Source organism: Streptomyces sp. AM8-1-1 (assembly GCF_032229325.1).
Classification (GTDB): domain Bacteria; phylum Actinomycetota; class Actinomycetes; order Streptomycetales; family Streptomycetaceae; genus Streptomyces; species Streptomyces achmelvichensis.
The window spans coordinates 4,783,117-4,796,000 of sequence record NZ_CP135086.1 but is presented as its reverse complement, the minus strand read 5'-3'; the positions used below and the strand labels follow the sequence as shown (position 1 = coordinate 4,796,000).

Genomic DNA, 12,884 nt, shown 5'->3' with positions numbered 1-12,884 from the left:
GCCCGCACCCCGAGTCGCCGCGGCCTACAGGACCACCGCACCGCCGGCCGGCGACACCGCCACCCGCGCCGCGCGGCAGGTCGCGGACGACCGCAGCGCCTGCGCCACGGACTCGGCCGTGTCCTCGTCCTTCACCAGGAACGCCGTCGTCGGCCCCGAGCCCGAGACGAGCGCCGCCAGCGCACCGGCCGCGAGCCCCGTGTCCAGCGTCGTGCGCAGCGACGGACGCAGCGAAAGGGCCGCCGGCTGGAGGTCGTTGGAGAGCGCGGCCGCCAGCGCGGACGCGTCTCCCGTACGCAGGGCTTCGAGCAGCGCCCCGGACGCCTCGGGTGCGGGGACCGGCACTCCCTCGTGGAGACGGTCGAACTCCCCGTACACCGCGGGGGTCGACAGCCCGCCGTCCGCGACCGCGAACACCCAGTGGAAGGTGCCGCCGACCGTCAGCTCCGTGAGCTGTTCGCCGCGGCCGGTGCCGAGCGCCGCACCGCCGACCAGGCTGAACGGCACATCACTGCCCAACTCCGCGCAGATGGCGAGCAGTTCGGCGCGGGACGAGCCCAGCCCCCACAGCGCGTCGCAGGCGAGCAGGGCTCCGGCGCCGTCCGCGCTGCCGCCCGCCATGCCGCCGGCGACGGGGATGTCCTTGGCGATGTGGATGTGGACGTCGGGCGACAGTCCGTGGCGCGCCGCGAGCAGTTCCGCGGCCCGCGCCGCCAGATTCGTCCGGTCCAGCGGGACCTGGCCGGCGTCCGGGCCCTCGCAGGTCACCGTCAGCTCGGCCGCGGGGCGGACCGTGACCTCGTCGTACAGCGACACGGCGAGGAAGACGTTGGCCAGGTCGTGGAACCCGTCGGCCCGCGCGCCGCCCACCGCCAGCTGGACGTTGACCTTCGCGGGGACGCGTACCGTCACCGGCCCGGGGTTCGTGACGCTCACGCCTTGGCCTCCGCGATCCGTGCGAACTCCTCCACCGTCAGGGCCTCGCCGCGCGCCTGCGGCGAGATGCCCGCGGCGACCAGGGCCGTCTCGGCCGCGGCCGGCGATCCCGCCCATCCGGCGAGCGCGGCCCGCAGGGTCTTGCGGCGCTGGGCGAACGCTGCGTCGACGACGGCGAAGACCTCACGCTTCGTCGCGGTGGTCTTCGGGGGGTCCCTGCGGACCAGGGACACCAGACCGGAGTCCACATTGGGCGCCGGCCAGAAGACGTTGCGCCCGATGGATCCGGCCCGCTTCACCTCGGCGTACCAGTTCGCCTTCACGGAGGGGACACCGTAGACCTTGTTGCCGGGTGCGGCCGCGAGCCGGTCGGCGACCTCCGCCTGCACCATCACCAGCGTCCGCTCGATGGTCGGGAAGCGGTCCAGCATGTGCAGGAGGACCGGTACGGCGACGTTGTACGGAAGGTTGGCGACCAGCGCGGTCGGCTCCACGCCGGGCAGTTCGTCGACGAGCATGGCGTCGGAGTGCACCAGCGAGAAGTTCGCGACCCGCTCGGGCAGCCGGGCCACGATCGTCGAGGGCAGCGCCGCCGCCAGGACGTCGTCGATCTCCACCGCCACGACCCGGTCGGCCGCCTCCAGCAGCGCCAGGGTCAGCGACCCGAGCCCCGGCCCGACCTCGACGACCACGTCGTCCTCGCGGACGCCTGCCGTGCGGACGATCCGGCGGACGGTGTTCGCGTCGATGACGAAGTTCTGGCCGCGCTGCTTGGTGGGGCGTACGCCCAGCGCGGCGGCCAGTTCACGGATGTCGGCGGGGCCGAGGAGGGCGTCGGGCTCAGTGGTGCTCACCGATACAGCCTACGGCCGCAGTGCGGCCACGGACTCGCCCCCCTTTGCACGTAGAGCTTCTTGGCCCGGAAGGTCTGTTCCGACGAGGAGGCGTCCTGGGGCCGTCCGCTCCCGCCGAGGGCTTGCCAGGTCCCGGTGTCGAACTGGTAGAGCCCGCCGTACGTCCCCGACGCGTCCACCGCACCCGACCGTCCGCCGGACTCGCAGTGCGCGAGGGCTCCCCAGTCCAGCCCGTCCGCGCCCTGCACGGAGTCCGGCAGCTGCCGGGTGCCGACCCTGACCCGCTGGGTCACCGGCTGCCGCACCATCTCCTCGGCGATCCTGCGGGGCTTCTGCTTCACACCGTTGACGGTCCGCAGCGCGTAGGTGACACGGCGCACACCGGGCCTGCCCTGCTGCTCGACGACCTCCGTCCCGGCGAAGAGGGCGGAGTCCCGGGTCCGCACGACGTCGTAGCCGACGGGCTCCTCGCGCACCTGCTGGGTGCCGGTGATGCGCATGACGGTGACGGTCTGCCCGTCACGGGGGAAGCTGCCGAGCGGTACGGAGGTGGTGTCCTGGCCGCCGAGCGCGATGCCCGCGTCGTGGAGCGCCGCCTGGACGGTGGCGGCGTTCGTCCGGACGGTCCGCTCGCGGCCGTCGGCCATGAAGGTCACGGTCCGCTCGGTCCGTACGTCCAGGGCGAGACCGGTGCGGGAGATGACCGAGGAGCGCGAGACGGACATGTAGGCGCCCTCGGCCCGCACGCCGAGCTGGCGCAGCGCCTCGTCGACGGTACGGGCGGTGGTCCACACCTGGCGGCGCTGTCCGTCGAGGGTGAGGATGACGGGCCGGCCGTAGCGGACGACGATGTCGTCGCCGCTGGCGAGATCGGCGCCGGGGCCGGGCGCGACGATGTCGTGCCGGCCGACGGCCAGCCCCTCGTCGTCGAGCAGCTCCTGCACATCGTCGGCGAAGGTGTGCAGGGTGCGGGGCACCCCGTCGACGGTGAGGCGTACGTCCTTGTCGCTCGCGACGAACGCAGACGTCCCGCCCGCCAGGAAGGCGACGACGAGGGCCTGGGGCACGAGCTTGCGGAAGGTGTCGGGCCGGTCGGAGGTCTTCCGCCGCCGCGCCGCCCTGCGGGCCTCGGCCCGGCCGGAGGGCGGCATCCCTCCGGCGGGCCCGGGAGGTTCGGGGACGCCCGCGGGGCGGACGGCGGAGTTCTGGCGCGGCAGTGCAAGGGCGGGCACGGTCGGCGCGTAGGCGGCGGCGTACGCGTCGGCCGACCCTCCGCCGGGCTCCCCGGGCGGGGGGATCTCGTACGGGCCTGGTGGACGAGGGCCGGTCACCGCCGCGTCGTACGGTCCCGGGCTCCCGGCCCGCGTCACCGCCGCGTCGTACGGTCCCGGGCTCCCGGCCCGCGTCACCGCCGCGTCGTACGGTCCCGGGCTCCCGGCCCGCGTCACCGCCGCGTCGTACGGTCCCGGCCCTCCGCCCGGGGAGCCCCCCGGCGCCGGTCCGACGTACGTGGGCGTCCAGCCTGCCACCGTGCGGTCCTGCGGGAACGACGGCTTCGTGGGGCCGGGTGGTTCGTACGGTTCGGCGGCTCTGGTCGCAGCGCGGCGAACGCCTCGTGCGGCACGGTGACTGCCCTGCGAATTGCTCACGACGCTCCGTAAGGTCCGGTTCCGGTCCGCCCGATGGCGTTGCGGCCCGGGACACTATCGGAGCTGCGGTCACTCTCCAAAGCGACTCGGCTACCCAGTGTCGCGTCGACACCCTGTGCGAGGCCTACGGCGGCCTCGGCCCGTTATCCGTCAGTAACCGAACGCCTCGGCGGTGTTGGCGGAGACAGCGGCCGCCAGGGTGTCCTCGTCGAGCCCCTTCACCGCGGCCATGGCGCGCAGCGTGACCGGAATGAGATACGGCGCGTTAGGCCGTCCGCGGTAGGGCACCGGCGTGAGAAACGGCGCATCCGTTTCGACGAGCACGAGCTCTCGGGGCGCGACGGCGAGCGCGTCCCGCAGCGGCTGCGCGTTCTTGAAGGTCACATTGCCGGCGAAGGACATGTAGTAGCCCGCGGCCGCGCAGATCTCCGCCATTTCCGCGTCGCCGGAATAGCAGTGGAAGACGGTCCGTGCGGGTGCGCCTTCCTCGGCGAGAATGCGCAGCACATCGGCGTGCGCCTCGCGGTCGTGGATCACGAGGGCCTTGTCGTGCCTTTTCGCGATCTCGATATGCGCGCGGAAGGAGCGTTCCTGGGCGGCGATTCCGTCGGGGCCCGTGCGGTAGTAGTCCAGTCCGGTCTCGCCGACCGCGCGCACCTGCGGCAGCGCGGCGAGCGCGTCGATCTCGGCGAGCGCCTCGTCGAGCGCGCTGTCACCGCCGCCCTCGCGCGCACCCTGCCGCGACCAGCCTCCCCCAGCCCCAGGGGGCTGGGAGGTGCCCCCATGCTCCCCCAGCACGATCCGGGGCGCCTCGTTGGGGTGGAGCGCGACGGCGGCGTGCACCGCGTCGTGGTCGGCTGCCGTCTGCGCGGCCCAGCGCGAGCCCTTGATGTCGCAGCCGACCTGCACGACCGCCGTCACTCCCACCGCGGCCGCCCTGGCCAGGGCCTCCTCGACCGTGCCCTCCTGCATGTCCAGGTGGGTGTGGGAATCGGCGACCGGGACCCGCAGGGGGTCGGGCAGCGGCGGCGGGTCGGACTTCGCACTCATGGGCGCGATCCTACGAGGCCCGCGCCCGCGAGCTCACTTGCGGTGGAACGGGTGGAGCAGATCGGAGAGATGCCAGTGGTGCGCCGGCTTCTCGGGGCTCGCCGCCTGCTGCACGACCGTGCTGTCCGGCTGCTGCACCCCGTCCCCCTCCGCCGATGCCTTCCGGGCGGAACGTGCGGACTTCGCGGGGCGTGGTGCGGCGGGACGCGCCATCAGGTCGAGTACCGAGGAGACCTGTCCGGACCGCATGATCCTGACGACATGCCCCCCGCAGTTGGTGCAGGTCGGGCTCGAGAGCGGCGACGGCACCCGCACCCCGTCCGCCTTGTAGACGATGAATTCCTGGCCGGCGCCGTCCACATGGTGCTCTATTTCGTAGGACTGCTCCCAGCCGTGCCCACAGCGCATGCAGCAGAACGCGTATGCCTCATGGACCTTGGCGGTGCCTGTGACCTCACTCATGCCAGCTCCTCTCCACCGATCCAGTGGACGCCTTTGACGGCGGGAGCGCATCAGCGCCTGTCGATTAATGGATTGGTCTTGGGTCTTCCCATGCACAAAGGGGCAGGACACGGTCTGCGCTTTGCCTTTTACGATAGTCCTTTGCCGTCCCCGGGGGCCGGACGATCCGCATTCTTTGCCGCCACGACGGCATCGAACACCTCGCGTTTGGGCACGCCTGCTTCGACGGCGACCGCCGCGATGGCCTCCTTGCGCCGCTCCCCCGCCTCCTCGCGCACCCGCACCCTGCGCACCAGCTCCTCGGCGTCGAGATCTCCGGGTCCGGCGGCCGGCGCACCCTCCACCACGACCGTGATCTCGCCGCGTACGCCCTCGGCCGCCCAGGCCGCCAGTTCTCCCAGGCCGCCGCGCTTGACCTCTTCGTACGTCTTGGTCAGCTCGCGGCAGACCGCGGCCCGGCGCTCGGGGCCGAAGACCTCGGCCATCGCGGCGAGGGTGTCGTCCAGACGGTGGGGCGCCTCGAAGTAGACGAGCGTGCGCCGCTCGGACTCGACCTCGCGCAGCCGGCCGAGCCGTTCACCGGCCTTGCGCGGCAGGAACCCCTCGAAGCAGAAGCGGTCGACCGGCAGTCCCGACAGGGCGAGCGCGGTGAGAACGGCGGACGGCCCGGGGACCGCGGTGACCTTGATGTCCTTCTCGACGGCCGCGGCGACCAGCCGGTAGCCGGGGTCGGAGACCGAGGGCATGCCGGCGTCGGTGACCAGCAGCACCCGGGCGCCGCCGGCGAGTGCCTCGACGAGCTCCGGCGTACGGGCGGTCTCGTTGCCCTCGAAGTAGGACACGACCCGCCCCGTGGTGTGCACACCGAGGGCCTGGGTGAGGCGGCGGAGCCGCCGGGTGTCCTCGGCGGCGACGATGTCGGCGCCCTCCAGCTCGGCGGCGAGCCGGGGCGGCGCGTCCGCCACATCGCCGATGGGCGTCCCTGCGAGTACCAGCGTTCCTGTCACACGGGCCATCCTCCCAGGGCCGTGCGCACGACTCGCACAGTGGCGTTCCCTACGATGGCGCGGTGACCAGTACCGCGCCGAAGACCCTTCAGGGCAAGGACGCCGATCAGCAGCCCGCCGACTGGCAGCAACGGCTGCGCAGATTCGGCTACGCGCCCCGGCCCGTGATCGGGCTGCGCGAACGCCTGGTGCCGCCCTACACTCGCCCCTCCGAACGGCTGTGGCCGGTGTTCGGCATCCCTCCGGCCGTGGTGAACCCGCTGCTGCGGACGGCGGCCTGGGGCGGACCGCTGCTGGTCGCGCTGGTCGCGGGCGTGCTCCGGTTCTGGAACCTGGGCTCGCCGAAGGCGGTGATATTCGACGAGACCTACTACGCCAAGGACGCCTGGGCCCTGATCAACCAGGGGTACGAGGGCAGCTGGCCGAAGGACATCGACAAGTCGATCCTGCGGGACCCCTCGTCCGTCCCGATCCCCACGGACCCCGGCTATGTGGTCCATCCGCCGGTCGGCAAGTGGGTCATCGGCATCGGTGAGCAGCTGTTCGGCTTCACGCCCTTCGGCTGGCGCTTCATGGTGGCGGTGCTCGGCACGCTGTCGGTGCTGATGCTCTGCCGCATCGGCCGCCGGCTGTTCCGGTCCACGTTCCTCGGCTGCCTCGCGGGAGCACTGCTCGCCGTGGACGGTCTGCACTTCGTGATGAGCCGTACGGCTCTGCTCGACCTGGTGCTGATGTTCTTCGTGCTCGCGGCCTTCGGAGCGCTGGTCGTCGACCGGGACTGGGCGCGCCGCAGACTCGCGGCCGCGCTGCCGGTGGACGAGGACGGCGTGCTGCGGCCGGACGCCACGGTCGCCGAGACCCTGCGGCTCGGCTGGCGGCCGTGGCGGCTGACGGCGGGCCTGATGCTCGGCCTGGCCGCCGCCACCAAGTGGAACGGCCTCTATGTGATGGCCGCGTTCGGTCTGCTGACGGTGCTGTGGGACGTGGGCGCCCGCCGCACGGCCGGCGCGGTGCAGCCGTACAGGGCGGTGCTGAAGAAGGACCTGGTACCCGCCTTCGTCTCGACGGTGCCGGTGGCGATCGCCACGTACATCGCCTCGTGGACCGGCTGGATCGTCACCGACAAGGGCTACTTCCGCGACTGGGCGGGGACGGCGGGCAAGGGCGGCAGCTTCACCTGGCTGCCGGACTGGCTGCGCAGTCTGTGGCACTACGAGACCGAGGTCTACCAGTTCCACGTCAACCTGACCTCGGGCCACACGTACCAGTCCAACCCCTGGAGCTGGATCGTGCTGGGCCGCCCGGTCTCGTACTACTACGAGTCCCCGTCCGCGGGCGTCGGCGGCTGCCCCTCGGACGCGGCCGACAAGTGCGCGTCCGAGGTCCTGGCCCTCGGCACCCCGCTGCTGTGGTGGGCGGCCTGCTTCGCGATCGCCTACATCCTGTGGCGCTGGCTGTTCCGCCGCGACTGGCGCGCGGGCGCGATCGCGTGCGGCATCGCGGCCGGGTGGGTGCCGTGGTTCTTCTACCAGGAGCGCACGATCTTCCTGTTCTACGCGGTGGTGTTCGTGCCGTTCCTGTGTCTGGCGGTCGCCATGATGCTCGGCGCGATCCTGGGCCCACCGGGCTCGGACGAACGCCGCCGTGCGATCGGCGCGATCGGCGCGGGTGTGCTGGTGCTGCTGATCATCTGGAACTTCATCTACTTCCACCCGCTGTACACGGGGACGCCGATCCCGGTGGAGGACTGGCGCAACAGGATGTGGCTGGACACCTGGGTCTAAGGGCTGTCCCGTAATCCCCGGTGGACCAGCGCGCGGCGTCAGATGCGGTGCATCGCAAGGCGATGGGGGCACCCCCGCCGGAGGCTGGGGGAGGTCGTCCTCATACTGGGCGTATTCGGGCGATCCGGCAACGCAGCGTGGGGGTCCCCCCTGCTCGAAGAGCTTGGGGGGGAGTGCCGTAGATGTCGTCGTGCGCCCGCCGGGGATTACGGGACAGCCCTTAGCGGGAGCCATGTCGCCGTTCCTCGCCGTCATACGACGGCGAGGAATGCCTTCGGACGGCCGTGGACGCTTCTACGACCGGGTCCGAGAAACGATCCAACGGCGTTGTGATTCCCGGGCCTTGGCCGGTGGGGTGCGTTTCACGAGAAGGTAGAGATTCTCGAAGTACACCTGCCAACGCTCAGGATCGACACCCGAAGGAGTCCTCGCCGCCCTCTCCGCTTTGATGAGCGGCTCCAGCTTCTCCCAGGTCAGCACTACCGAGACACCGAGATAGCCGGAAACAGGCTTGACATCCACGACCTTGTGCGTGACCAATGCACCGAGGTTGTCGTAGAACCAGGCGAGTTCACGCACCTGAGTGCGCCGTTCCTCCGGCAGTCCGGCCAGCCCCTGCGAGAGGTCGTACGTGCACATTTCCTTGTAGACGAAATCCCGGGCATCAGCAAGGCGATCACTTCGGTGCTGGCTGAAGAAGTCGACAAGCACCGGGAGGGTGTTGGCATGCCGGGCCAGCGTTTCCCGCCGGTAAGAGAAGAGAACAGAAACCACAAGCGCCGCGATCGACAGGACAAGCGCTGCCACGTTCACTCTTTTGCCTCCAGCCGCAGACCACTTCACGCTACGGCGTAAGTCGACGTCACCGCCAGGCCGCACCTCTTTGGCCGATGGCGCGGCACCCCTTTCACGCCGGTGCGGGCAGCCGAGGGACGTTCGCATTGATCGCCATGTCTTCTTCCAGCCCTTCGGATCAGCCCGCAGCGTCAGGCCGCATGAATGGTCAATGGGGGATTGCCATCGGAGCGGCGTTGGGCGCCAGTGGAGCGGTGGCCGGGGCGCTCGCCACCTGGGCCGACGCGAGACTGCAGGCTCGCGCGCAGCTCAATGTCGCGCGGCTGCAGCGAATCGCTCAACACGACGCTGAGACGATCGCGAAGAAGCGGCCGGCTTACTCCGCACTGGTCCCGTCGGTCGACGCAGCCCGGCGTCAGATGCGCATCGCGCGGCGGAACCGGGCGACTGCCGCGCCTGCAACACCTCGAAACCCCGTAGCAGCGGGGCGAATCCGTCGTAAGCCCCGCGGTTCCGGGCCGATCGTCGCGGTCTCGTAACAGCATCGAAGACGATCACCCCCGTCCCGTAGAGTGCACGCGATACATGCCCTTGAACACGTTCAAGGAAGTGTGCTCCTGGGGAGGGGACTGCAAGTCATGCGCAGTGGGGCGAAAGTCGCCGTGATCGGCTGTGTGTTCGCGGTGGTCGCCGGCGGTGTCGGCTATGGCGGCTACAACCTGTACAGCGGGTTGACCGACGGCAACGATGTCAGCACCAGGTCAGCCTCCGGGGAGCGGAAGTCCGGGCCGCCGAGTGCCGAGGAGATCGACGGGACCGCGAAGGACTTCCTCGCGGCGTGGGCCGGCGGTGACGCGCCGAAGGCCGCGCAGTTGACCAACAACGCCGTCGAGGCCGAGCCACTGCTCGCGGGCTACCGGCAGCAGGCCCATGTCTCCAAGGCCGTGATCACCCCCGGCAAGGCGGTCGGCGCGAGGGTGCCGTTCACGGTGAACGCGACGGTGTCGTACGAGGGGCAGAGCAAGCCCTGGACGTACAGCTCCGCGCTCACCGTGGTGCGCGGGCTGAGCACCGGCAAGGCGCTCGTCGACTGGGCGCCGGCCGTCGTGCACCCGAAGCTGACGAAGAACACCTCGCTCAGGACCGACCAGGCGTCCGCCCCGCCGATCAAGGCCGTGGACCGCAAGGGCCGGGAGCTGACGAAGGAGAAATACCCCTCACTGGGCGCCGTCCTGGACGCGTTGCGCAAGAAGTACGGCGAGGCCGCGGGCGGTACCGCGGGCATCGAACTCGTCGTCACCTCCACCGACCAGGCCGTCGCCGACCGGACGCTGCTGACGCTGAGCGAGGGCAAGGAGGGCAAGCTCACGACGACGCTGGACGCGGACGTCCAGGCCGCCGCCGAGCGGGCGGTGAAGAAGTACGGCCAGGCGTCGGCCGTCGCCGTCAAGCCCAGTACCGGTGAGATCCGGGCCGTCGCCAACAGCCCGGCCGACGGGTACAACACGGCGATGATGGGCGCCCAGGCCCCCGGTTCCACGATGAAGATCGTGACCGCGGCGATGATGATGGACCAGGGCGTCGTCAAGGGCCCGTCCGCGAAGGTGGAGTGCCCGGCGAACGTGCAGTGGATGGGCAGGACGTTCACCAACCTGGACGGCTTCTCCATCCCGAGCGGCACGTTCGAGGAGAGCTTCCGCCGCTCCTGCAACACCGCCTTCATCAAGGCCGTCAAGCCGCTCGACGACCGTGACGTGTCCGGTACGGCGCTCGGTGCCACCGCGAGCAAGTACTTCGGCATCGGCCTCGACTGGCAGACCGGCGCCGTCAGCGTCGACGGGAGTGTGCCCGAGTCGGCGGGCGCGGAGACCGCCGCCTCGTACATCGGCCAGGGCAGGATCACGATGAACGCCCTCAACATGGCGTCCGTCGCCGCGACCGTGAAGAACGGCGGTTTCCTCCAGCCGGTCATCGTGCCGCAGGGCCTCGACGACCGCCCGCTGGCCACCGCCCAGCGGTTGCCCGGCTCCATCGCGGGTGCGCTGCGCCAGATGATGGGCGCGACCGCGCGGTACGGCACCGGCCAGGCCGCGATGTCCGTGGTGCAGGGCGACAAGGGCGCCAAGACCGGCTCGGCGGAGGTCGACGGGCAGGGCACGTCGAACAGCTGGTTCACCGGATACGCCGGGGATCTGGCCGCCGCGGCCGTCGTCCAGTCCGGCGGTCACGGCGGCGACGCGGCGGGTCCGGTGGTCGCGCAGGTGCTCAACGCCCGCTAGCCGTAGGGGCCGTGAGGCCGGGCGCCGGAAGGCTCGTTCGGACGCCGGCCCGCCGTCGCTTCCACCATCCGGAATCTGTTCGCGTGGCCCGTACAACGACCGTTAGCGTGCGGTCATGAGCACTCACGAAACGGAAGCCCATCCCCGGTTCGCGGCCGCCCTGCGCGAGCTGGGGCTCGATGTGCCGGTCCGCCGGTTCCCCGACGCCACGCGGACGGCCGCCGAGGCCGCCGCCGCCATCGGCTGCGACGTCAGCGAGATCGTCAAGTCACTGATCTTCCAGGCGGACGGCGAGCCGGTGCTGGTGCTGATGGACGGCTCCTCGCGGGTCGACGTCGAGCGGGTGCGCGAGGAGCTCGGCGCGGCGAAGGTCGGACGGGCGAACGCCGACCTGGTCCGCGAGACCACCGGCTACGCGATCGGGGGCGTACCGCCCTTCGGGCATGTCACCAGGACCCGGGTGCTGGCCGACCGCGGTCTGCTCGCCCATGAGGTGGTGTGGGCGGCGGCCGGGACCCCGCACACCGTCTTTCCGCTCGACCCGAAGTCGCTGATCGCGCACGCGGGCGGCACCCTGGTGGACGTCCGCGAGCGCACGGCGTGACGGTACTGGTCGCCGTAGCGGTTCTCATCGCGGCGGTCACGCACGCCAGTTGGAACGCGATCGCACACACCGTCCACGATCAGCTCGTCGGCTTCACGCTCATCGGCGGCGGAGCCGCGGTCATCGGCGCCGTCCTGGCCTGTTTCACCCCGGTGCCCGCCGCCGGGGCGTGGCCGTACCTGGTCGTCTCCGCGCTGCTGCACATCGGCTACCAGGCCCTGCTGATGCGGTCGTTCTCGCTGGGCGACTTCGGCCAGATGTATCCGATCGCCCGGGGCACCGCCCCGCTGGTGGTGACCGTCCTGGCCACGGTGTTCGTCGGCGAGCGGCTCAACGGCTGGCAGCTGGCCGGTGTGGTGCTGGCCTCCGCGGGTCTGGTCGGAGTGGCGCTGTGGGGCTTTCGCGGGAAGGGCGCCCGGCCGCACTGGCCCGCCCTGCTGGCCGCGCTGGCGACCGGCCTGTCGATCGCCGCGTACACGGTCGTGGACGGCGTCGGCGTGCGCGCCTCGGGATCGGCGGTCGGCTACATCGCCTGGCTGATGATCCTGGAGGGCCTGCTGATCCCGGCGTACGCCGTGCATGTGTACCGGGGCTCGCTGGTGGCCCGGATGAAGCCGTACGCGGTACGCGGCCTGCTCGGCGCGGCGCTGTCGATGGCGGCGTACGGGCTGGTGCTGTGGGCGCAGACACGGGCGCCGCTGGCGCCGGTCGCGGCGCTGCGGGAGTCGTCGATCATCGTGGGCGCGGCGATAGGCGCGGTCTTCTTCAAGGAGCGGTTCGGCGCCCCGCGTATCGCGGCGGCGGGTCTGATGGTCGTCGGCATCGGTCTGATGCTGCGGGCGGGCTGAGCGGCCGTCGTCGTAGCAGGGCGTTGTCGTGGGCCCGCCGTTGTCGTCGGTGGGCGTTGTCACAGGCGGGCGTTACGGTCGGCCTCATGACAGCCAGAATCGATCTCACCCTCGACTGCACGGACGCGCAACGGCTGGCGGAGTTCTGGAAGCTGGCGCTCGGGTACATCGACGAGCCTCCGCCGCCGCCGTTCGCCACCCGCGAGGAGTGGCTCGCGCAGTTCGACCTGCCGGAGGACGACGAGGACGACGCGGCATGGCTCTGCGATCCGCAGGGTGCGGGACCGCGGCTCTCGATCCTCAAGGTGCCCGAGCCGAAGACCGCGAAGAACCGGCTGCACATCGACATCCGGGTGCCGGGGCACGGCAGCGACGAGGAGCGGTGGAGCAGGATCCGGGCGGAGGCGGACCGGCTGGTCGCGGCGGGCGCCACCGTCCAGCATGTCTACGACGGCCATCACATCACCATGGCCGACCCGGAGGGCAACGAGTTCTGCGTCGCCGCCGGCCCGGCAGATCGGACCTGACGGGCCCGGGGCTCGCCGGACGGGCCCGACGCGCCCCGGCAGTGCAGGCGGGACCGCCCGTCAGTCCTGCCCGCCGTCAGCCCTGCCGA

At 71.4% G+C, this 12,884-nt stretch carries 12 protein-coding genes; 5 read left to right on the top strand and 7 right to left on the bottom strand.

The features are described from left to right. Positions 1-24: 24 nt before the first annotated feature. The 6 genes from RPQ07_RS21690 to rsmI form a co-directional block, all read right to left on the bottom strand. Complete coding sequence (locus tag RPQ07_RS21690; RefSeq protein ID WP_313945837.1) at positions 25-936, bottom strand: 4-(cytidine 5'-diphospho)-2-C-methyl-D-erythritol kinase; 912 nt, start codon at positions 934-936, stop codon at positions 25-27. After that, positions 933-1,790: a 16S rRNA (adenine(1518)-N(6)/adenine(1519)-N(6))-dimethyltransferase RsmA gene (gene rsmA, locus RPQ07_RS21685; protein ID WP_313945836.1), complete on the bottom strand. Its 858-nt coding sequence runs from the start codon at positions 1,788-1,790 to the stop codon at positions 933-935. The genes RPQ07_RS21690 and rsmA overlap by 4 nt, the downstream gene beginning before the upstream one ends. Further along, positions 1,787-3,160 (bottom strand): ubiquitin-like domain-containing protein, encoded by a 1,374-nt coding sequence (locus RPQ07_RS21680; protein WP_413777844.1) that lies wholly within the window; start codon positions 3,158-3,160, stop codon positions 1,787-1,789. Before RPQ07_RS21680 ends, rsmA begins: the two co-directional genes overlap by 4 nt. A gap of 429 nt (positions 3,161-3,589) precedes the next feature. After that, on the bottom strand, positions 3,590-4,489 hold the full coding sequence (locus RPQ07_RS21675; protein ID WP_313945834.1) for a TatD family hydrolase: 900 nt from the start codon (positions 4,487-4,489) through the stop codon (positions 3,590-3,592). 33 nt (positions 4,490-4,522) lie between these two features. Next, positions 4,523-4,951 carry a hypothetical protein gene (locus RPQ07_RS21670; RefSeq protein ID WP_313945833.1) on the bottom strand — a complete coding sequence of 143 codons (429 nt, stop codon included), beginning with the start codon at positions 4,949-4,951 and terminating at the stop codon, positions 4,523-4,525. A 128-nt stretch (positions 4,952-5,079) separates the two neighbouring features. Next, positions 5,080-5,967, bottom strand: a complete 888-nt coding sequence (rsmI, locus tag RPQ07_RS21665) for a 16S rRNA (cytidine(1402)-2'-O)-methyltransferase (RefSeq protein WP_313945832.1) — start codon at positions 5,965-5,967, stop codon at positions 5,080-5,082. 53 nt (positions 5,968-6,020) lie between these two features. Between rsmI and RPQ07_RS21660 the strand changes: the two genes are divergently transcribed. Further along, positions 6,021-7,742 carry a dolichyl-phosphate-mannose--protein mannosyltransferase gene (locus RPQ07_RS21660; protein ID WP_313945831.1) on the top strand — a complete coding sequence of 574 codons (1,722 nt, stop codon included), beginning with the start codon at positions 6,021-6,023 and terminating at the stop codon, positions 7,740-7,742. A gap of 294 nt (positions 7,743-8,036) precedes the next feature. Here RPQ07_RS21660 and RPQ07_RS21655 read toward each other — a convergent pair whose 3' ends face one another. Beyond that, positions 8,037-8,549, bottom strand: coding sequence for a hypothetical protein (locus RPQ07_RS21655; protein WP_313945830.1), 513 nt, complete (start codon positions 8,547-8,549; stop codon positions 8,037-8,039). Between the two features lie 626 nt (positions 8,550-9,175). On the opposite strand from RPQ07_RS21655, the gene RPQ07_RS21650 reads away from it, so the two are divergent. The 4 genes from RPQ07_RS21650 (at position 9,176) to RPQ07_RS21635 (ending at position 12,795) form a co-directional block, all read left to right on the top strand. Then, positions 9,176-10,816, top strand: coding sequence for a penicillin-binding transpeptidase domain-containing protein (locus RPQ07_RS21650; RefSeq protein WP_313945829.1), 1,641 nt, complete (start codon positions 9,176-9,178; stop codon positions 10,814-10,816). Between the two features lie 115 nt (positions 10,817-10,931). Next, positions 10,932-11,420: a YbaK/EbsC family protein gene (locus tag RPQ07_RS21645; RefSeq protein ID WP_313945828.1), complete on the top strand. Its 489-nt coding sequence runs from the start codon at positions 10,932-10,934 to the stop codon at positions 11,418-11,420. After that, positions 11,417-12,268 carry a DMT family transporter gene (locus RPQ07_RS21640; RefSeq protein WP_313945827.1) on the top strand — a complete coding sequence of 284 codons (852 nt, stop codon included), beginning with the start codon at positions 11,417-11,419 and terminating at the stop codon, positions 12,266-12,268. Before RPQ07_RS21645 ends, RPQ07_RS21640 begins: the two co-directional genes overlap by 4 nt. A gap of 86 nt (positions 12,269-12,354) precedes the next feature. After that, on the top strand, positions 12,355-12,795 hold the full coding sequence (locus RPQ07_RS21635) for a VOC family protein (RefSeq protein WP_313945826.1): 441 nt from the start codon (positions 12,355-12,357) through the stop codon (positions 12,793-12,795). Positions 12,796-12,884 lie beyond the last annotated feature (89 nt).

Excerpts from the sequence above, each read along its gene's own strand:
- RPQ07_RS21675 (WP_313945834.1), bottom strand. The coding sequence starts at position 4,489 with ATGAGTGCGAAGTCCGACCCGCCGCCGCTGCCCGACCCCCTGCGGGTC.
- RPQ07_RS21670 (WP_313945833.1), bottom strand. The coding sequence starts at position 4,951 with ATGAGTGAGGTCACAGGCACCGCCAAGGTCCATGAGGCATACGCGTTC.
- rsmI (WP_313945832.1), bottom strand. The coding sequence starts at position 5,967 with ATGGCCCGTGTGACAGGAACGCTGGTACTCGCAGGGACGCCCATCGGC.
- RPQ07_RS21650 (WP_313945829.1), top strand. The coding sequence starts at position 9,176 with ATGCGCAGTGGGGCGAAAGTCGCCGTGATCGGCTGTGTGTTCGCGGTG.
- RPQ07_RS21645 (WP_313945828.1), top strand. The coding sequence starts at position 10,932 with ATGAGCACTCACGAAACGGAAGCCCATCCCCGGTTCGCGGCCGCCCTG.
- RPQ07_RS21635 (WP_313945826.1), top strand. The coding sequence starts at position 12,355 with ATGACAGCCAGAATCGATCTCACCCTCGACTGCACGGACGCGCAACGG.